This is a genomic window from Nocardioides sp. GCM10028917 (assembly GCF_042666175.1).
In the GTDB taxonomy this organism is placed as follows: domain Bacteria; phylum Actinomycetota; class Actinomycetes; order Propionibacteriales; family Nocardioidaceae; genus Nocardioides.
Genome location: NZ_JBHTFL010000007.1, coordinates 1086607 through 1105964 on the forward strand (window position 1 = coordinate 1086607; position 19358 = coordinate 1105964).

Genomic DNA, 19358 nt, shown 5'->3' on the forward strand with positions numbered 1-19358 from the left:
GCCACTGTGGGGGTCGTGTGGGAGCGGCGTGGGTGGGACGGATGCCCGTGAGGTCGAAGGCTGGTCCACGACAGCATCCGAGCCGAGAGGGCAGCCATGAGCACCACCGCGTTCAGCACCACCCCGACCACCGACCGTCCGTGGGTGCACGAGATGGTCATCATCCATCGCGCGTTCCGCCGCGAGTTCACGATCCTGCCGCCGCTGGTCCGCGAGGTCGGCGACGGCGACACGCGTCGCGCCGCGACGCTCGCCGCCGCGGTCCGGCTCGTCCTGGGCGGCCTGCACCACCACCACACCGGCGAGGACGTGGTCCTGTGGCCGGCGCTGCTCGAGCGTGCGGCGCCGTCCACCGGGCTCGTCGAGACGATGCAGGCGCAGCACGAGGCCGTGGAGGGCCACATCGAGCAGGTCGAGCCGCTCCTCCAGGCGTGGGAGGCGTCGCCGACGACGGCCCGCGGAGCCGAGCTCGCCGACCTCCTCGACCGCCTCGCTGCTGCCCTCCTCGAGCACCTCGACCTCGAGGAGCGCGAGATCCTGCCGCTCGCCGAGCGGCACGTCACCGTCGCGGAGTGGAACAGCCTCGGGGAGCAGGGCGTCGACGAGATGGACCAGAAGCAGCTGCCCATCATCTTCGGCGCCATCCTCGAGGAGTGCACCTCCGAGGAGCGTCGCGCGATGCTCGCGAAGCTGCCGTTCCCGGTCCGCCTCGTCCTCCGGACCCTCGGCGCGCGGCAGTACCGGCGCTACGTCACCCGCGTCCGGGGTCGGTGATCCCGGCGGCCACCGTCTCCGCGAGCGCAGCCACCTGGACGGCCGTCATCGAGCGTCCGACCTCCCACGCAGCGAGGAAGTCGCGCTCGCCCAGTGCGTCCCGCGCGACCACCAGGCCGGCGTCGGCGGTCTCGCGGGACGGCGGGAAGTGCGGGTCGACCGCGGTGGCGGCGCCGAGGGTCGCCGCAGCGCCGAAGAGCGTGGCAGCGTCCTCGGGGTCACCGGACCGTGCCGCCACGCCGGCGAGGGCCGGCACCGCGTAGCCGATGGTCCACGTCAGCCGCAGCGGCCAGGCGGTCCGGAGGGACTCACCGAGGAGCGCGGCCGCACCCGGGTCGTCGCCGAGCACCTCGCGCAGCGTCGCCACCGTGTTGAGGGTGGTCGCCAGGGTGAACTCGTTCCCCAGGCCTCGAGCGGCGGCGAGCGCCTCGTCGAGCAGCGCCCGGGCGGTGCCGACGTCACCGCCGACGAGCGCCGCCTGACCCAGCCCGATGAGGGAGTGGAGGGAGATCCAGCGCGCGGCGTCACCGTCCGGCAGCTGCACGTCGGGTCGCAGCAGGTCCGCCCCTGCGGCGAGGTCGCCCGCGAACACGGCGGCCAGGCCCGCGAGCACCGTCGCCTCACCCTCGAGGGCCGGGTCGCCGACCCGGTGGGCCAAAGGCAGGGCGACGGCGGCCTCACGCCTCATGCCGGCGACGTCACCGACGACGAGCATGAGCCCCATGCGGGCGGTCGCGGCGCGTACGACCGCGGCGTCCGTGCCAGCACCGGCGAGGCGGCCGAGCCACCCCAGCCCCTCGCGGGCGTACCCCCGCAGGCCGAGGTGCAGCCACAAGGACTGGACGAGCTCGGCGGCGTCGGCGTGACGGTCGAGCTCGATCAGGCGGAGGTAGGCCGAGCGCAGGTTGGCGTGGTCGGCCTCGAGGCGGTCGAGGACGGGGCCGATCCCGCTCGACAGCAGCCGACGGTGGGCGTCGACGGCCAGGTCGCGGAAGTGGGCGGCGTGCGCCTCGGCCGTCGGGAGGGCGACTCCCGCCGCCTGCGCCCGCACGGCGGCGTACTGCCGCACGGGCTCCAGCAGCCGGAAACGCGGGCTGCGGTCCGGCGCGCCCACGGGCACGACGAGTGACTGCTCGACCAGCGACGTCAGCGCCGGCAGGACGTCGTCCGGGCCCCGCGCGCCACCGGGACCTCCGACGACCGCCTCGACCGAGTCGAGCGAGAAGCCGCCGGAGAAGACCGAGAGCCGCATGAGGAGGTCCCACTCCTCGGGCTCGAGGAGGTCGGCACTCCAGTCGAGGACGGTCGTCATGGTCCGCTGCCGGTCCGGGAGGTCCCGGGGTCCGTGACCGAGTCCGGGGTCGAGCCCCCGCTGCTCGAGTCGCCCGAGCAGGGCCTCCGGCGGCAGGACCCGGGCACCGGCGGCGGCGAGCTCGAGTGCCAGCGGGAGGCCGTCGAGGCGCCGGGCGATGCCGGCCAGGGTGGTCGCGGTCTCCGGAGTCACGGCCCACTGGACACCCGTCGCAGCCGCCCGGTCGAGGAACACCGCGACGGCCGGCGACGCGGAGACGGAGGCGGGGTCGTCGTCCTCGGGCAGTGCCAGGGGGCCGACCGGGACCTCGCGCTCGGAGCGGACCCGCAACGGGGCACGGCTGGTCGCGACCACGGTGAGCCCGGGGGCGCGCGCCAGGAGGTCGGCGACCGCCGGAGCGGCGGCCAGGACCTGCTCGACGTTGTCGAGGACGACGAGGACGCGCCGCCCCGCGAGGTGTGCGGCAAGTCGCTCGACGAGCCAGTCGGCGTCGACGCCCTCCACGACCCCCAGCGCCGTCGCGATGCGGGGCAGGACGACGGCGGGGTCGCGCACGGCCGACAGGTCGACGAACGTCGTGCCGTCGGGAAAGGCACGTCCTGCCTGCGCCAGGACCTCGGTCGCCAGCCGGGTCTTGCCCACCCCGCCCGGTCCGGTCAGGGTGACCAGTCGCCCGGAGGCCCGGGGGTGCTCGGCGGTCCCCGCGACGAGGTCGAGGAGTCGGCGCAGCTCGTCGCTACGCCCGATCGTCGGGCCGGCAGGTGACGGCACGACAGAGGCGGGCTGCCCCGCCGACGGGGACGAGCCGTCGACCGGGAGGGACGACGGTGTCGGCGAGCGCCGCGGGACCGCCGCTAGCAGGGCGGTCCGCTCGCGGTCGTCGAGGCCGAGGCCGTCGGCGAGGGAGCGGACCGTGTGGGGGTAGGGGCGCCGGCGCTCACCGCGCTCGAGGGAGCTGATCGCCTTGGCGGTGATCCCGGATCGTTCGGCGAGCTCCTCCTGGGTCAGGGACCGCGACTCGCGCAGTCCTCGGAGCGCACGGGCGAACCCGCCCGGTCCCGTCTCGGCCTCCACGGGGCAGACGCTAGTGGCTCGCGGGGCTCCGTCGGCAGGTCCGTGCCATCCCGACGGCGTGTGTGGGAGCGGTGTGGGGGGCCTGTGGGTGGGGTCGCGTCGGCGGCCGCCCGAGGGTGGGACGTGGCGGCACGAGCCGTCCACGAGGGAAGGAACCCGCATGACCACGACGCAATCGACAGCGGCTCCGTCGGGTACGTCCAGCGCGCGGACCACGACGTACGGCCGGCAGATGTCCGGGGTGATGCTGGCGGCGTTCGCATTGTCCGTCGTCCACACCGTGTACGCCGCGGTGGCCGGCATCGAGGACCCGACCTTCACGGTCACGACGCCGCTGGCGTGGGGCTTCTACGCCGTGGCGTTCGCCATGTCGGCGCTGGCCCGGCGACCGGGGCGTGCTGCTCAGGCGACGGTGCTTGCCTTCCTGGCGTCGACCCTCCTCATCGCGGTGTTCTACTACCCGACGACCTTCGGGCCCGAGCAGCAGACGGTGTTCGGGTGGTTCGAGAACGACGTGTACGTCGGCCTGCTCGTGGTGGCGACCTACCTCGGGGTCCAGCGGTGGCGCGGGACAGTCATCCGACCGTCATGACGCGGCGGCGTGGGCCTAGATGCCGAGCCCGAGGAGCCCCAGCGGCTCGGACATCTCGGTCTCCTCGTACGTGAAGTGCGACTCGAGGTCGGCCCGGAGGTCCGCGACGGCGGTGACCAGCTCGCCGATCCGCTCGGGGTCGGTCCGCACGGCCACCGCCAGGTCGTCGACCCGCTCGAGGTGGGCGTCGACGACCAGGTGCTCCTCGGCCAGGCGTGCTGCGACGGGCGCGTACGCCTGCATGGTCGCGACCGCGGGGAACAGGTTCTGGTCCTCGATGGTGTGGTGCATGGTCAGGACGCGGCAGACCTGCCCGCAGAGCCCGGCGACCTGCTGGGCGGTCAGCGACGGCGCCAGCCCGTGGACCCCGGCGCGGACCGCCTCCACGTCGATCATCCCGTCGCTCGTGCCGCCACCTGCCGCGTCCCGCAGGTCCTCGACGGCCCGGGTCAGGGTCTCCAGCTGGTGACGGAAGTGGTCGTGGACCATCCGCAGGTGGTCACCGGCCGCGCGCTGACGCGGATCCAGCTCGACCGATCCCGCGACGCGCGGTCGGGTGGCGTCATCGATGGGCGGCACGCGGCCGAGCCTACGACCGGCCCCCGCGCCGAGTTGCCTCAACGAGGGGATACCCCACGCCCGCGGCCCGTCACTAGATTCGAAGGCTGGCAGCCGGCCCCTTCGGCATCGGGTCGAGGTGGGTGCCGACAGCCCGAGAGGGAGCGATGAACACTGCGTCCAAGCTGTTGATCGCGAGCACGACCTCCGTCGTGCTCGCCACCGCGGCCGCCTCGTCCGGATCCGGGGCCGTCCAGACCGCCACCACCACGGCACACCCGGGCCACTCGGCCCACAGTGTCACCCCGAGCAACCCTCAGGCCAAGAAGTTCGTGAAGGGTGTCTCCGTCCCGGAGATCACCGACCACCAGGTCGCCCTCCAGCGCATCGCGTCCCTCAACGACGACACCCGCGAGGTGTTCTCGAACGGCTACCAGGAGTCCCTCGACTACGTCGTGTCGACGCTGCGCGACGCCGGCTACCAACCCCAGGTCGACGAGTTCAACTTCCCGTTCTGGGCGGAGACGCAACCGCCGGTCCTGAACATGGTCGCGCCGACGCCCAAGACGTACGTCCCCGGCGATGCCGAGGACGACAACCTGCCCACCGCCGACTTCATCACCATGGCCAACTCGCCGACCGTGGAGCTCACCAACGCTCCCGTGTTCCCCGTCGGCGGCATCCTCGACCCGCCCACGGGTGGCTCGGACAGCGGCTGCGAGGCGGGCGACTACACCGGCGTCTCCGGCAAGGTGGCGCTCGTCCAGCGCGGCACCTGCGCCTTCGTCGACAAGTGGGCGCTGGCCCAGGCGGCCGGTGCCACGGGCGTGATCATCTACAACGAGGGCAACACCCCGGAGCGGCAGAACCCGATCTTCGTCGACAACCAGCCCGACGTCCCGGCGACCATCGCCGCGGTGATCACCAGCTACACCCTCGGCAACGAGCTGCTCCAGGCCTACAAGCAGGGCCAGAACCCGACCGTGGACCTCAAGGTCTACGGGGACTTCACGGACCGCTTCCTGCCGCAGGTCATCGCCGAGACGCGCGGTGGTGACCCCAACCACGTCGTCGTGGTCGGCGCCCACCTCGACTCCGTGCCGGCAGGTCCGGGCATCAACGACGACGGCTCGGGCACGGGGACGCTGCTCGCCCAGGCCGAGGAGCTGGCAAGCGGGCACTACAAGCTGCGCAACAAGATCCGCTTCATGTGGTTCGGAGCCGAGGAGAACGGCCTGGTCGGGTCGACCTACTACGCGCACAACCTGAGCCAGGCCGAGGTCGACAAGATCGACGTGATGCTCGACTACGACATGCTCTCATCGGCCAACTACATCCGCGGGGTGTACGACGGCGACGGCAACGCCGCCCCGGACAACCCCGCCGGGCCGGAGGGCTCAGGCAAGGTCGAGCAGGTCTTCGACGACTGGTTCAGCGCCCAGGGCCTGGAGAGCTCGCGGCGGGCGTTCGACGGTCGGTCGGACTACGTCGGCTTCACCGACCGTGGCATCCCGTCCGGTGGCATCTTCGCCGGCGCCGAAGGCGTGAAGACGGCCGAGGAGGCAGCGATCTACGGCGGTGCGGCAGGCTCGTGGTTCGACCCGTGCTACCACCAGCTCTGCGACAACCTGATCACCGTGCTCACCGGGGTCCCGCCGCTCGACGCCGATGGTCTCGCACCGGACGGCACCGAGGCCGACAAGCGCGCCGCCCAGCGGGCGATGGCCGGTGGTGCGATCAAGAGCCTCACCGAGCTCTCGGCCGCTGCCAGCTACGCCGTCTACTACTTCGCGGCCTCCAAGGATCCCTTCGGCGCGAAGACGCACAAGGTCGACAAGGCCCGCAAGGCGGGCAAGGCCGGTCCTTCCTACACGTGGCACGGCCACGGGAAGCCGGTCCGCCGCTAGGAGGAACAGGGCCGAGAACGAGAGAAGCCGCAGGTCAGCGAACTGACCTGCGGCTTCCTCGATCTGCGCGCCTGTAGGGATTCGAACCCCAAACCTTCTGATCCGTAGTCAGATGCTCTATCCGTTGAGCTACAGGCGCCCGTCGTTCGCACCAGCGGCGCGAGGACCTGACGAGGATAGCCGACGGCTCGGGGGTGGGCGAAATCAGGGACCCAGCCGGTCAGCCGGGACGTTCCGCGCCCAGTCGGGACCTTCGCCCCCGTCGCGCGCCCGGACCGTGCCCTATGGTGCCTAGCACCCGTACCGCGGCGAGGCACCGCCGCACGACGAGAGGGAGCGCGATGGCAGATCTCGAGGCAGTCATGGACGATGCCGGGCTGACCAACCCGAAGGTCCGAGAGTTCGTGAAGGAGTACGCCGAGCTGACCGGCGCGGAGCGCATCGAGGTGGTCAACGCCTCCGACGACGCGCGTCTCCTCGAGGAGGCCGTGGCGGCCGGCGAGCTGCAGATGGCCGGTGCGGGCCGCTACTACTCGCGCAGCTACTACAAGGACACCGCCCGCTCCGAGGAGCGCACCATCGTCGCGACCAACGACGAGAAGGACAAGGGCGTCTACAACAACTGGCGCCCGGCCTCGGAGATGAAGCCGATGCTGCACGACCGGATGCGTGGCGCGTCCGAGGGCAAGACCATGTACGTCATCCCCTACCTGATGGCCCCCGCCGGCAACGTGCTCGCGCCGTGGGCCGCGGGCGTCGAGCTCACCGACACCCGCACCGTCGTGCTGCACATGATCCGCATGTCGCGGGTCGGCGTGCAGTTCGTCAACGACCTGGAGGACCCCGACTCGTTCGTCCGCGCCGTCCACGTGACCGGCGACCTCGAGCACCTCGGCCAGGGCACCCCCGACGACCAGCGCTACTTCGTCACGGTCGCCGACGAGCGCACGATCCTGCACTTCGGGTCGTCGTACGGCGGCAACGCGCTGCTCGGCAAGATCGCGCACGGCCTGCGGCAGGGCGCGTACGACGGCTGGGCCAGCAAGAAGTTCCTCGCCGAGCAGTACATGCTCATCGGCATCCACGACAAGGAGACCGGCAAGGACTACCACGTCTGCGGCGGCTTCCCGAGCGCGTCCGGCAAGACGAACCTCGCGATGATGGCGGCTCCCGACGCGTTGGGAGACCGCTACCACGTGTCGTTCTACGGCGACGACATCGCGTGGCTGTGGGTCGACGAGGAGTCGGGCCGGCTGATGGGCATGAACCCGGAGTACGGCGTCTTCGGTGTCGCCAAGGACACCAACGAGACCACCAACCCCAACGCGCTCGCCTCGGTCGGCGAGGGCACCGACTGCATCTTCACCAACGTCGCCTACAACCCGACCACCGGTGAGGTGTGGTGGGAGGGGCGCACCAAGCAGAAGCCGGCAGACCGGCACGGGTGGCTGGACTGGATGGGTTCACCCATCGCGGACCGCAAGGAGGACGACTCGGCTCCGTGGGCGCATCCCAACAGCCGGTTCACGACCACCCTCGCCAACGTGCCCAACATCGCTCCCGACTACGACGCGCCCATGGGCGTGCCGATCGACGCGATCATCTTCGGCGGCCGCACCCGCGACCGCGAGCCACTGATCCGCGCGATCACCGACCTGGCCGAGGGCGTCTACGACGGACTCACGCTCGGTGCGGAGGCCACGTCGGCCGCCGAGGGCAAGGAGGGCGTCCTGCGCTACGACCCCATGTCCAACCGGCCCTTCATGGCCTACGGCGAGGGCGACTACGCCCGCCACTACCTCGACATCGTCGGGGCGGCCTCCGACCAGCCGATCTTCGCCCACGTCAACTGGTTCCAGCGCGACGCCGAGGACGGTCACTTCCTGTGGCCCGGCTACCGCGACAACCTGCGCCCGCTGCTGTGGCTGCTCCAGCTCAGGAACGGCGAGGTGGAGGGACGGCGGACGGCGGTCGGGATCATCCCGACGGAGGAGGAGCTCGACCTCACGGGGATGGGCGTCCCGGCCGCCGACCTCGAGCGGATCCTGTCGATCGACAAGGAGCGGTGGCAGCAGGAGATGGGCTTCCGCGAGGAGCACCTGTCCCAGTTCGACCGGATGCCCGAGGAGATCTGGGAGGCGCACCGCCGGGTCGCCGCGGACCTCGACTCCACGGACTGAGCCGCACGACGTCGCACGCGCCACTAGGGTGGTGTCGTGCGACGTCGTTTCTCGGGGACAGCCGCGTCGGGGTCGGCACCGTCCGACCCCAGGCGGGGCGGCCCTGCCCTGGCCGTGCCCTTCGGCATCGTGGCACTGCTCGGCCTCGTCACCGTGCTCCTGCCGCCCTACGAGCGGCCCTGGTGGGTGGCCGGCCTCGCGGCAGCCGTGCTGGCGCTGGCCGTCGTGCTCTTCGTCGTCAGCCGTCGTCAGCCGGAACGCACCTGGCTCGACGCGCTCCCCGCCTACCTCCTCTTCCCGTACGCCGCCCTGGTGAACGATGCGGCCGGGGCGAGCAGCGGCGGCTCGTCGTCGGGCATGACGGTCCTGGTCCTCCTCCCGATCCTCTGGTTCGCGATCACGGGCACCCCGCGGCAGCTCTGGCTCGCCAGCGGCCTGGCCGTCGCGACCCTCGCCCTCCCGGTGATCCTGATCGGGCCGCCCGACTACACCTTCGGCGACTGGCGCCGGGCGCTCATGTGGGGCGCCGTTGCGCTCATCATCGCGCCCGTCCTGCAGCGGATCGTGCGCGACCTCGAGCGGCAGAGCCGGCGCGCCCGTGTCTCCAACGAGCGCGTCGAGAAGCTCTTCGACGACGCCCCGCACGGCGTGGCCCTGCTCGACCCGTCCGGCTCCATCATCCGCGTCAACATCTCGATGGCCGTCCTGGTGGGCCTGGACCCGCCCGACATGGTGGGCCACCGCCTCGCCGACTTCGAGACCCCGGGGGAGACCGCGATCGAGGACCACCTCGGTCGTCTGATGCTCTACCGCGGTGAGTCCCTGCAGGCGGAGTGCAACCTCCGCGACTCCGGCGGCAACGACGTGAGCGTGGCGCTGAGCAGCACGGTCGTCGGTGATGCGCAGATGGGCGAGATCGTGATGGTCAACGTCGTCGACGTCTCCGACCGGCGGCGCTACCTCGACCGTCTCGCCCACCTCGCCGACCACGACGTCCTCACGGGTCTCGCCAACCGGCGCCGCTTCGAGAGCGAGCTCGACCGGCACCTCGACCGCTGCCGACGCCACGGTCCCACGGGAGCGCTCCTCCTGCTCGACCTCGACAACTTCAAGCAGGTCAACGACACGCTCGGGCACAACACCGGCGACCAGCTCCTCGTCACCATCGCCGGGCTGCTCCGTCGTTCGATCCGCAGCACCGACGTCGTCGCCCGGCTCGGCGGCGACGAGTTCGCCATCCTGCTCACCGACTGCGAGCAGTCCGACGCCGCGCGGGTGGCCGGCCTCGTCGTCGAGCGGATCGCCACCCACGCCGCGACGCTCGACGGGGTCGCGCGGCGCGTGACCGCCAGCATCGGAGCGGTGACGTTCCGCGCCGCCGCCGAGCACGCCGCCGACGTCCTCGCGCTCGCCGACATGACGATGTACGACGCCAAGGACGCCGGCCGCAACCAGGTCGTCGTCCTGTCCGAGGGCGACGAGCGGGGCCCCCGCACCGCCGCCAGGCTGCACTGGCAGAGCCGCATCGAGGCGGCGCTCGCCGAGGACCGCTTCGAGCTGCACCTCCAGCCGATCATGGACATCGCCAGCGGCCGGATCAGCTCCGCCGAGGTGCTGCTGCGGCTGCGCGACGAGGGCGAGCTGGTCCCGCCGTCCCGGTTCGTCTACATCGCCGAGCGGGTCGGCCTGATGCCGCAGGTCGACGCCTGGGTCGTCGACAAGAGCCTCGAGCTGCTGGCCCGGATGCGCCGCGACCACGACCCGTCGTTCGAGTTCGAGGTCAACCTGTCGGGCCACTCCATCGGCAACCCCGACATCGAGAAGGCCATCGTCGCCTCGCTCACGACCCACGGTGTCGACCCGTCGGCGCTGATCCTCGAGATCACCGAGACCGCGGCCGTCGCCGACGTTGCCCTGGCGCGGACCTTCGCCGAGCGGATGACCCAGCTCGGCTGCGCCTTCGCGCTCGACGACTTCGGCGCGGGGTTCGGCTCGTTCTACTACCTCAAGCACCTGATCTTCGACTACGTGAAGATCGACGGGGAGTTCGTGGCCCACGTGCACGAGTCGGCCGTCGACCGGACGATCATGCGCTCGATCGTCGGCATCGCGCGCGACCTGGGCAAGCGGACGGTCGCCGAGTTCGTCTCCGAGCCGGAGATCCTGCAGGTGTGCCGCGACGAGGGCGTCGACTTCGCGCAGGGCTACCTGATCGGCAAGCCTGTGCCCTTCGACCAGTTCGTCCTCGAGTTCCTGCCATCCGCCGTCGGGTCGGCACCGAACGACTGAACGGTGCGGGACCCGCGCCCGCGAGGAGACAGCAGGAGACAAGGAGACTCGGGACAGATGCAGTGGCTTCAACGGTCGGTCGGTCTGGCGATCATCGGCCTGGCAACGTTGGGTGCGGGTGCCTTGTGGGTGGCCGTCGCATCCGGGGACCCGGAGGCGGGTCGCGCCCCTGACGAGGGGCTCCTGTTCGGCGTCTGGCAGGTCTTCTACGACACCGAGATGCCGGCGCCGCGGGTGCTGCTCGCGGCCGTGGGCGTCGCCCTGCTCCTCGCGGCCGGTGTCGCCGGCGTCGAGAGGCGCCTGCTCACCCGCGCCCGCCGCAGTGAGGACGGCAACCGGATGCCCCTCGCGCCCAAGCTCGTGATGACCGAGACCCGCGGGGAGTACGCCGGCGAGGTGACCATCACCGTCCTCATCCCGGCGCACAACGAGGAGGGCTGCATCGCCGAGACCCTGGCCTCGCTGCAGTCGCAGTCGCTGCCGCCCGCCCGGATCGTGGTCGTCGCGGACAACTGCAGTGACGGGACGGTCCGACTGGCCCGCGAGGCCGGCGTCGACGTCTACGAGACCGTCGACAACAAGCACAAGAAGGCCGGCGGCCTCAACCAGGCGCTCGCGCAGGTCCTCCCCGGCCAGGGCGACAACGACTGCGTGATGATCATGGACGCCGACACCACCCTCGACGCCGGCTTCCTCGAGGGTGCTGCCCGCCGCCTCACCTACGACCGCGCGCTGATGGCGGTCGGCGGACTGTTCTACGGCGAGGACGGCTTCGGCCTGATCGGCCAGTTCCAGCGCAACGAGTACACCCGCTACCAGCGCGACCTGCGTCGGCGGCGGGGCCGGGTGTTCGTGCTCACCGGAACGGCGTCCGTGTTCCGTCCGCGCGCGCTGCGTGCGGTGGCCGAGGAGCGGGGGAAGATCCTGCCCGGCATACCGGGCGACGTCTACGACACGGTCGCCCTGACCGAGGACAACGAGCTGACGATCGCGCTCAAGACGCTGGGCGCCCTGATGATCTCGCCGAGCGAGTGCACCGTGGTGACCGAGGTGATGCCGTCCTGGCGCGGCCTGTGGGCGCAGCGGCTGCGCTGGCAGCGCGGCGCGCTGGAGAACCTCGGCGCCTACGGCCTGCGGCCGCAGACCTTCCGCTACTGGATGCAGCAGCTCGGCATCGGCTACGGCGTCATCGCCCTCGCCGCCTACCTGCTGCTGATCATCCTGATGGTCCTGGCGACGTCGAACTGGGTGTGGTTCCCGTTCTGGATCGGCATCGGCCTCGTCTTCACCCTCGAACGGGTCGTGACGGTGTGGCGGGGCGGGTGGAAGGCCCGCCTGTTGGGGCTCTCGCTCTTCCCCGAGCTCTTCTACGCGATGTTCCTCAACGTGGTCTACCTCAAGGGCATCTGGGACCTGTCCCTGGCCAAGCAGGCGGACTGGAAGCACGTCGTCCAGACCGCTCCCGGCGCGCGAGCGGAGAACTGACATGCCGACCCTCGCCGTCCCGATGGGCGTGCTGCTGCCCGACAGCATCCTCCGCAACGACTTCATCGCCGTGCTGGCGGCCTTCGTCGCGATCAACACGATCGTCTACGTCACCCTCGCCGTGGCCAAGATCCTGCCGAAGTTCTACCTCCGCGACTGGCTCGCGGCCAGCAACCGGCGCTCGGAGACCCGCAGCATCCACCCCGACGCACCGGTCGGAGGACCGACGGGCGGCACGCTGGGCACGCGCCTGGCCCAGCCGCACCGGCGTACGCGCAAGTAGCGAGACGCAGGTCACAGGTCTGTGATCGATCCAATATGTGCGCCGATTCACGAGCGTTAACGTCCGCGACAAGTCGCCGACAACGAGGCCGCGCGAACCGACCGCGACGCAAGCTGTGAGGAACCGGCATGACCGCAACCATCGACACCCACACGACGCCAGACACGACTCCGCCGACCACCCACGCAGGCATCCTCGCCTGGGTCACCGAGGTGGCCGAGCTGACCCAGCCGGACGCGATCCACTGGTGCACCGGGTCCGACGAGGAGTGGGCGCAGCTCACCGCATCCCTCGAGGCGACCGGCACGTTCACCCGCCTCAACCCCGACGTGATGCCCAACTCGTTCCACGCGGCGTCCGACCCCACCGACGTCGCCCGCGTCGAGGACCGCACCTACATCTGCTCGGTCGCCGAGCGTGACGCCGGACCCACCAACAACTGGATGGACCCGGCGAAGATGAAGGACCTCATGCGCGGGCTCTACGCCGGCTGCATGCGGGGTCGCACGATGTACGTCATCCCGTTCGTCATGGGCCACCTCGAGGCGGACCACCCGATGTTCGGCATCGAGGTCACCGACTCGGCCTACGTCACGGTCTCGATGCGCGTCATGGCCCGCATGGGCACCGACGTGCTGCGCCGCATCGAGGAGCTCGAGGCCGCGGGCGAGGACCCGAAGTGGGTGCCCGCCCTCCACTCCGTCGGCATGCCCCTCGAGCCCGGCCAGGCCGACGTCGCGTGGCCGTGCAACGACACCAAGTACATCGTCCAGTTCCCCGAGGAGCGGATGATCTGGAGCTTCGGCTCGGGCTACGGCGGCAACGCGCTGCTCGGCAAGAAGTGCTACGCGCTGCGCATCGCCTCGGTGATGGCGCGCGACGAGGGCTGGCTCGCCGAGCACATGCTCATCCTCAAGCTCACCTCCCCGCAGGGCGTCACCAAGTACGTCGCCGCTGCCTTCCCGAGCGCGTGCGGCAAGACCAACCTCGCCATGCTCAAGCCCACCATCCCGGGATGGAAGGTCGAGGCGATCGGCGACGACATCGCCTGGATGCGGATCGGCGAGGACGGTCGCCTGTGGGCGGTCAACCCGGAGTTCGGCTTCTTCGGCGTCGCCCCGGGCACCAACGAGCACACCAACCCGCACGCCATGGAGACCATCCGCCAGGGCAACTCCGTCTTCACCAACGTCGCGCTGACCCCGGACGGCAACGTCTGGTGGGAGGGCCTGGAGAACACGCCCGCCGAGGCCACGAGCTGGAAGGGCGAGCGCTGGACGCCCGAGCTGGCCGAGGAGACCGGTGAGCTCTCCAGCCACGCCAACAGCCGCTACTGCACCCCGATCAAGCAGTGCTCGATCCTCGCCGACGAGTACGACGACCCCCGGGGCGTGCCGATCGACGCGATCCTCTTCGGCGGCCGTCGCAAGACCACCATCCCGCTGGTGACCGAGGCCCGCGACTGGAACCACGGCACCTTCATGGGCGCGACGCTCAGCTCGGAGACCACCGCCGCCGCGGTCGGTGCCGTGGGCGTCGTACGCCGTGACCCGATGGCGATGCTGCCGTTCATCGGCTACAACGCGGGCGACTACTTCGGCCACTGGGTGGGCATCGGCAAGGACAACGACGCCGCCAAGCTGCCGAAGATCTTCTACGTCAACTGGTTCCGCCGCGGCGACGACGGTGGCTTCCTGTGGCCCGGCTTCGGCGAGAACAGCCGCGTGCTCAAGTGGGTCATCGAGCGCATCGACGGCCAGGCCGCCGCGGTGGAGACGCCGATCGGCCACGTGCCGGCGCCCGGCTCGCTGGACATCGACGGCCTCGACCTCACCGAGGCCGAGCTCGCGCAGGCCCTCGCGGTCGACGCCGAGGAGTGGAAGGCCGAGCTGCCGCAGATCCAGGAGTGGTTCGAGAAGTTCGGCGACGACCTTCCCGCGGTGCTGTGGAGCGAGCTGGACACGCTGAGGGCCCGCCTCGACGCCTGAGGCCCCGCCTCACCGACACCGACCCGTCGTCCGGTCCTCCGGCGGCGGGTCGGTGCCTTCGCGTCCGTGCATGGCGGTGGCGCTTGGGGCTGGTGTGGCACGATCCTCCCCACGGGGATGTCGGTCGAGCGGTCGAGCGGAGTGAGCCATGCCCTTGGGGCCGGATGAGCGGAATCTCTTCGACAAGCAGGCGACCCCTCTCTACGAGGAGATCGTCGCGTCCGGTGGGATCGACGCCTCCGACGCGCGCATCGCGAAGGACGGCGAGCTGCGCGCCGCCTTCGAGCTGCTCGCCGAGGTGGGGCTGGTCGCGAAGGGCGACGACACCATCTGGCGCGCCGTCGACCCGGCCGCCGTCCAGGCTCGTGTGGTCGCCCCGCTCGGCCAGCAGGGCGCGGAGCTGATCGCGGAGTCCGCCCACTGGGCGCAATCGTTCAACGCGCTGTCCCAGACCTGGCGTCGCTCGCCGAGCGCGGTCGGCGCCCCGTTCACCGAGATCCGCGGTCTCGCGAGCATCAACGACTACCTCATGGCCCTCGCCGGCGACACCCGCGAGGAGCTGCTCACCGCCCAGCCGCAGTACCGCCGCGGGATCAAGCGGCTCACTCAGGCGATCGCCCACGAGGTCGACGCTCTCGAGCGCGGGGTCCGTGTGCGCACGCTCTACCAGCACGGGGCGCGGCGGGGGGCCGACACCCGCCGGTACGTCGCCGCGGTCACGGCCGCGGGCGCCGAGGTGCGCACCCTCGACGAGTTCTTCAACCGCCTGCTCGTCTTCGACCGGCGGGTCGCGGTGATCCCCAGCCACGAGGGCACCGACGCGGCGATGGTCATCAGCGAGAAGTCGACCGTGGCTTACCTGGTCGACATGTTCGAGCGCCACTGGGAGCGTGCCCGGCCCTTCACCAGCAGCGAGACGTCACTGATGCGCGACATCGCCGCCGAGCAGCGGGCGATGACGATCCGGATGCTCCTCGAGGGGCGGGCGGATCCCGCCGGCGCCAAGCGTCTCGGGGTCAGCCCGCGTACCTACGCGGCCTACGTCGCCGACCTGAAGAGCGAGTTCGAGGTCGAGACCCGCTTCCAGCTCGGCTACGAGATGGGCAAGCGGGGCATCTCCGGCCGGGAGGCCGACGAGTCCTCCGCCTGATCCGTTCCCTGCGGAGCTCTCGCCGCGCTGGGCTGGAAAAAGGGGGAGGGCAGCACCTCCGTGGAGGTGCTGCCCTCGTGCCGGGACGGGCCTGTGGGGGAGGCCAGCGGACCAGAACTCGTGGGGGGTTGAGGGGTCCGTGTCCCGGCTCTTCATTGCGTGCCCATTCTAGGCACGACTGGCTTTGGATCAGCGGCTGACGGTCCGCCCCCAGGTGATGTCGATCGCGCCGGCCGGAGCCGAGGTCGCGCCAACGAAGCCGAGACCGAGGGTTGCCACGAGGGCGGCGGCGGCGATACGGCGTACTGGGCTCATGGGGTTTCCACCTCTTGGGTCATGTTCACAGGGGGCTGACTCTGTCCATTGTCGCCCACCGTGCGCAGCCGCGTCCCGTCCGAACGATTGCAGTTGTGTGCATTGCAGGTTCTTGCAAATGCATGCACGGACAGCCGGCCGGCCCCCTCGGTGCGAGGGGGCCGACACTGGCGGAGGCGGAGGGATTTGAACCCTCGATGGGGTTTTAGCCCCAAACCCGCTTAGCAGGCGGGCGCCATAGACCGGACTAGGCGACGCCTCCATGCCCGACCGCGGCCGGGCGGACAGAAGGTTACAAGGCCCGGCGCGCCCGCGCCGAATCAGGTCACAGTTTGCGCAGGCCGTGTCCGCGCTGCAGGTGGTCCTGGACGTCCCGGACGAAGGCCTCGCGGTCCACGGCAAGCATCTGGACGGGGATGGTGGTCGTCCGGCCGTCGCGCAGGCGCAGCACCACGACCGGGGCCTCCGCCACCGTCGTGGTGACGGCGTCCTCGACGTCCTTCCAGCGACCCGAGGGGACTCCGACGCCCCGCACCCACTGGACGCGATAGCCCTCGGCCGTCATCCGCACCACCCAGCCCCGCGTGCGCCACGCCCACCAGCAGCCGAGCAGCACCGCCACCGTGAGGAGGACCGGGACCAGCAGGAAGACGGTGTGCAGGTCGAGCACGGCAATGGCCAGCGTGCTCGCCAGGATGAGCACCGCCACCAGGCACAGCACCACGCCCAGCAGCCGTGCCGCGACGGCGGGGGCGAGGCGGTGCACGGTGGCGGTCTCGGTCGTCACGGCGACGATTTCACCACGGGCGCCGCCCGCGCCCGGTGCGCGGGTCCCGCCACCCTGCCCGCGTACGACCTACCGCGCGCGCGGTTGGGTAGAGTCCCGCGGTGTGCGGCGCCCCGGCGCCGTACGAGGAGGGGTGCCGGAGCGGCCGATCGGAACCGCCTTGAAAGCGGTCGTAGGGAGACCTACCGCGGGTTCGAATCCCGCCCCCTCTGCTGAGCCCTTCGCGGAGCGAAGGGCTCAGCAGAGGCGTCTTGAACCTGAGGAGCGTGAGCGCAGCGAGCGCTCCGCTCTGCAGCGAGAGGGCATGGCCGGGTCTGGCGGCTGCCACGGCACAACCCGGCGTTACAGCGGTGGATAGGGTCGGCGGGTGACGACCTGGTTCGCGTCCCCGGACGACGCCGCGGCACGCCTGCGCGAGACCGGCTACCTCGCCGACGACGCCACGGCGCTGACGGCGTACCTCGCAGGCGCGCTCGAGAAGCCCCTGCTCGTCGAGGGCCCGGCGGGCGTCGGCAAGACCGAGCTCGCGAAGGCGGTGGCCCGAGCCGCGGGCGCGGAGCTGGTGCGGCTGCAGTGCTACGAGGGCCTCGACGAAGCGCGGGCCCTCTACGAGTGGAACTACAAGAAGCAGCTGCTCCGGATCCAGGCGGCCGGCGGGGACCAGTCCTGGAACGAGACCCACGACGACATCTTCACCGAGGAGTTCCTGCTCACCCGGCCTCTCCTCAGCGCGATCCGGCGCGACGAGCCGACGGTGCTGCTGGTCGACGAGGTCGACAAGACCGACATCGAGGTCGAGGGCCTGCTGCTGGAGGTGCTCAGCGACTTCCAGGTCACCATCCCCGAGCTCGGCACGGTCGCGGCCACCCGGCGCCCGTTCGTGGTGCTGACGTCCAACGCGAGCCGGGAGCTGTCCGAGGCGGTCAAGCGCCGCTGCCTGTTCCTGCGCCTCGACTACCCGGACGCCGAGCGGGAGCGCGCGATCGTCACCAGCCAGGTGCCGCGGCTCGACGACAGGGTGGTCGCCCAGCTCGTCGACGTCGTCGTACGCATGCGCGAGCTCGAGCTCAAGAAGGCCCCGTCGATCGCGGAGTCCGTCGACTGGGCGCGCACGCTGGTGGCGCTGCAGGTCGGCGACCTGGACGAGGCCACCGTCGCCCGCACCCTCGGCGTCGTGCTCAAGCACGCCTCCGACCAGCAGCGCGCGGCCAGGGAGCTGAAGCTGGCCGCGAGATGACTCTTCTCGACACCCACATCGGCTTCGTGGAGGCGCTGCGCTCCGCGGGCCTGTCGGTGTCGCTGGCCGAGGGACTCGACGCGATCAGCGCGCTGGAGAAGGTGCACTGGCACGACCGCGAGACCGTACGTGCCGCCTACGCCGCCACCCTCGTGAAGCGGCAGCCGCAGCGCGTCACGTTCGACGCCGTCTTCGACATCTACTTCCCGCGGCTGATCGGGAGCGGCGTGGCCGGCGACGGCCTGGAGCCGGCCGTGGGCCCGCAGGACACCGGACCGGACCTCGAGCGCTTCCGGGTGGCGCTGGCCGACGCCCTGGCCTCCGGGGACCAGCAGGCGCTGCAGGATCTTGCAGTCGAGGCGGTCGCGCGCTTCGGTGCGATGCCAGGCCGCGGGCCCGGTCTGTCGAGCTGGTCCGCCTACACCTCGCTGCAGCGGGTGTCGCCCGCCGAGCTGATGGACCGGCTCGTGCAGGGGCTGCTCGGCCAGGGCCTCGACGACGAGCAGGCCCAGCGCACGGCCGGACGCCGGATCGGGGACTTCACCCGGCTGGTCGAGGGCGACGCTCGCCGACGCATCGCCGAGGAGAAGGGGCCCGAGCACGTCACCGACGTCACCGTCCGGCCGACGATCGACCGGCTCGACTTCACCGCTGCCCGCCGCAGCGACCTCGAGGAGATGCGTCGCGAGATCTACCCCCTCGCCCGGCGGCTGGCAGCGAGGCTGACGAAGGAGCAGCACGCCCGTCGGCGCGGCCCCCTCGACGTACGCCGCACCGTGCGCGCGTCGATCGCGACGGGCGGGGTGCCGCTGACGACCCACCACCGCCCGAAGCGCCCGCACCGCACCGACCTCGTCGTGCTCTGCGACGTCAGCGGCTCGGTGGCCAACTTCGCGCAGTTCACCCTGATGCTGGTGTTCGCGCTGCGGGAGGCCTTCAGCGGCCTGCGGGCCTTCACCTTCGTCGACGACGTCGTCGAGGTCAGCGACAGCTTCCGGCCGGGGGCGGACGTGGTCGAGGTGATGGAGTCGCTGTCCGGGCGCATCTCGCACGCGGCGCTGTGGGGACGCACCAACTACGGCCGGGCGCTGACCCGGTTCGCCGAGGAGCACCCCGACGCCGTCGGGCCCCGGTCGTCGCTGCTGGTGCTGGGCGACGGCCGGTCCAACTACAGCGACCTCGCGCTGCCCGTGCTGGGCGATCTCGCCGGTCGGGCGCGGCACGCGTGGTGGCTCAACCCCGAGCACCCCCGCCACTGGGGTACGGGTGACAGCGCGGCCGACCGCTACGGCGAGATCGTCCCGATGGTGGAGTGCCGCAACCTCGCCCAGCTCGGCGAGTTCGTGCACGGAATCGTGTGACAGGGCCCCGCCTCTGCGTCATACGAAGGCGCACGGATGGGTGGTGGTTCGTATGACGCGGGCCCG

At 71.3% G+C, this 19358-nt stretch carries 15 protein-coding genes and 3 tRNA genes; 12 read left to right on the plus strand and 6 right to left on the minus strand.

Annotated features, from left to right (window positions below; all coding sequences use genetic code 11):
- Positions 1-96 precede the first annotated feature (96 nt).
- Positions 97-774 (plus strand): hemerythrin domain-containing protein, encoded by a 678-nt coding sequence (locus ACFQW6_RS14605; RefSeq protein ID WP_378546541.1) that lies wholly within the window; start codon positions 97-99, stop codon positions 772-774.
- Here the strand turns inward: ACFQW6_RS14605 and ACFQW6_RS14610 are convergent.
- Positions 752-3160, minus strand: a complete 2409-nt coding sequence (locus tag ACFQW6_RS14610) for an ATP-binding protein (protein ID WP_378546544.1) — start codon at positions 3158-3160, stop codon at positions 752-754. The genes ACFQW6_RS14605 and ACFQW6_RS14610 overlap by 23 nt on opposite strands.
- A 160-nt stretch (positions 3161-3320) precedes the next feature.
- Here ACFQW6_RS14610 and ACFQW6_RS14615 point away from each other — a divergent pair, with 160 nt between their 5' ends.
- Entirely contained in the window at positions 3321-3752 is a 432-nt protein-coding gene (locus ACFQW6_RS14615; RefSeq protein ID WP_378546547.1) for a hypothetical protein, read from the plus strand.
- A 15-nt stretch (positions 3753-3767) separates the two neighbouring features.
- Here the strand turns inward: ACFQW6_RS14615 and ACFQW6_RS14620 are convergent, their stop codons facing one another.
- Positions 3768-4331, minus strand: coding sequence for a hemerythrin domain-containing protein (locus ACFQW6_RS14620; RefSeq protein ID WP_378546550.1), 564 nt, complete (start codon positions 4329-4331; stop codon positions 3768-3770).
- Positions 4332-4477: 146 nt separating this feature from the next.
- Between ACFQW6_RS14620 and ACFQW6_RS14625 the strand changes: the two genes are divergently transcribed.
- Positions 4478-6217: a M28 family metallopeptidase gene (locus ACFQW6_RS14625; RefSeq protein WP_378546553.1), complete on the plus strand. Its 1740-nt coding sequence runs from the start codon at positions 4478-4480 to the stop codon at positions 6215-6217.
- Positions 6218-6283: 66 nt separating this feature from the next.
- Here ACFQW6_RS14625 and ACFQW6_RS14630 read toward each other — a convergent pair.
- Positions 6284-6356: transfer RNA gene (locus tag ACFQW6_RS14630), tRNA-Arg, on the minus strand.
- Positions 6357-6558: 202 nt separating this feature from the next.
- On the opposite strand from ACFQW6_RS14630, the gene ACFQW6_RS14635 reads away from it, so the two are divergent.
- From ACFQW6_RS14635 to ACFQW6_RS14660, 6 genes are all read left to right on the plus strand, one after another.
- Entirely contained in the window at positions 6559-8397 is a 1839-nt protein-coding gene (locus ACFQW6_RS14635) for a phosphoenolpyruvate carboxykinase (GTP) (protein WP_378546556.1), read from the plus strand.
- Between the two features lie 36 nt (positions 8398-8433).
- The gene (locus ACFQW6_RS14640; protein WP_378546559.1) at positions 8434-10686 is read left to right on the plus strand and encodes a putative bifunctional diguanylate cyclase/phosphodiesterase; all 2253 of its coding nucleotides are present in this window, start codon (positions 8434-8436) and stop codon (positions 10684-10686) included.
- A gap of 57 nt (positions 10687-10743) precedes the next feature.
- Complete coding sequence (locus ACFQW6_RS14645; RefSeq protein ID WP_378546561.1) at positions 10744-12171, plus strand: glycosyltransferase; 1428 nt, start codon at positions 10744-10746, stop codon at positions 12169-12171.
- A 1-nt stretch (position 12172) separates the two neighbouring features.
- Entirely contained in the window at positions 12173-12454 is a 282-nt protein-coding gene (locus ACFQW6_RS14650; RefSeq protein WP_378546564.1) for a hypothetical protein, read from the plus strand.
- Between the two features lie 128 nt (positions 12455-12582).
- Entirely contained in the window at positions 12583-14442 is a 1860-nt protein-coding gene (locus ACFQW6_RS14655) for a phosphoenolpyruvate carboxykinase (GTP) (RefSeq protein ID WP_378546567.1), read from the plus strand.
- 148 nt (positions 14443-14590) lie between these two features.
- Positions 14591-15592 (plus strand): TrmB family transcriptional regulator, encoded by a 1002-nt coding sequence (locus ACFQW6_RS14660; RefSeq protein WP_378546570.1) that lies wholly within the window; start codon positions 14591-14593, stop codon positions 15590-15592.
- 189 nt (positions 15593-15781) lie between these two features.
- Here ACFQW6_RS14660 and ACFQW6_RS14665 read toward each other — a convergent pair whose 3' ends face one another.
- From ACFQW6_RS14665 to ACFQW6_RS14675, 3 genes are all read right to left on the minus strand, one after another.
- Positions 15782-15907: a hypothetical protein gene (locus ACFQW6_RS14665; RefSeq protein WP_378546573.1), complete on the minus strand. Its 126-nt coding sequence runs from the start codon at positions 15905-15907 to the stop codon at positions 15782-15784.
- 168 nt (positions 15908-16075) lie between these two features.
- Positions 16076-16169, minus strand: a tRNA-Ser gene (locus tag ACFQW6_RS14670).
- A gap of 63 nt (positions 16170-16232) precedes the next feature.
- The gene (locus ACFQW6_RS14675) at positions 16233-16694 is read right to left on the minus strand and encodes a hypothetical protein (protein ID WP_378546576.1); all 462 of its coding nucleotides are present in this window, start codon (positions 16692-16694) and stop codon (positions 16233-16235) included.
- A gap of 127 nt (positions 16695-16821) precedes the next feature.
- On the opposite strand from ACFQW6_RS14675, the gene ACFQW6_RS14680 reads away from it, so the two are divergent.
- The 3 genes from ACFQW6_RS14680 to ACFQW6_RS14690 all read left to right on the plus strand — a co-directional run bounded on the left by ACFQW6_RS14680 (position 16822) and on the right by ACFQW6_RS14690 (position 19292).
- A tRNA-Ser gene (locus tag ACFQW6_RS14680) sits at positions 16822-16906 on the plus strand.
- Between the two features lie 155 nt (positions 16907-17061).
- The gene (locus ACFQW6_RS14685) at positions 17062-17931 is read left to right on the plus strand and encodes an AAA family ATPase (RefSeq protein WP_378546579.1); all 870 of its coding nucleotides are present in this window, start codon (positions 17062-17064) and stop codon (positions 17929-17931) included.
- Positions 17928-19292 (plus strand): VWA domain-containing protein, encoded by a 1365-nt coding sequence (locus ACFQW6_RS14690; RefSeq protein ID WP_378546582.1) that lies wholly within the window; start codon positions 17928-17930, stop codon positions 19290-19292. Before ACFQW6_RS14685 ends, ACFQW6_RS14690 begins: the two co-directional genes overlap by 4 nt.
- Positions 19293-19358: the final 66 nt, after the last annotated feature.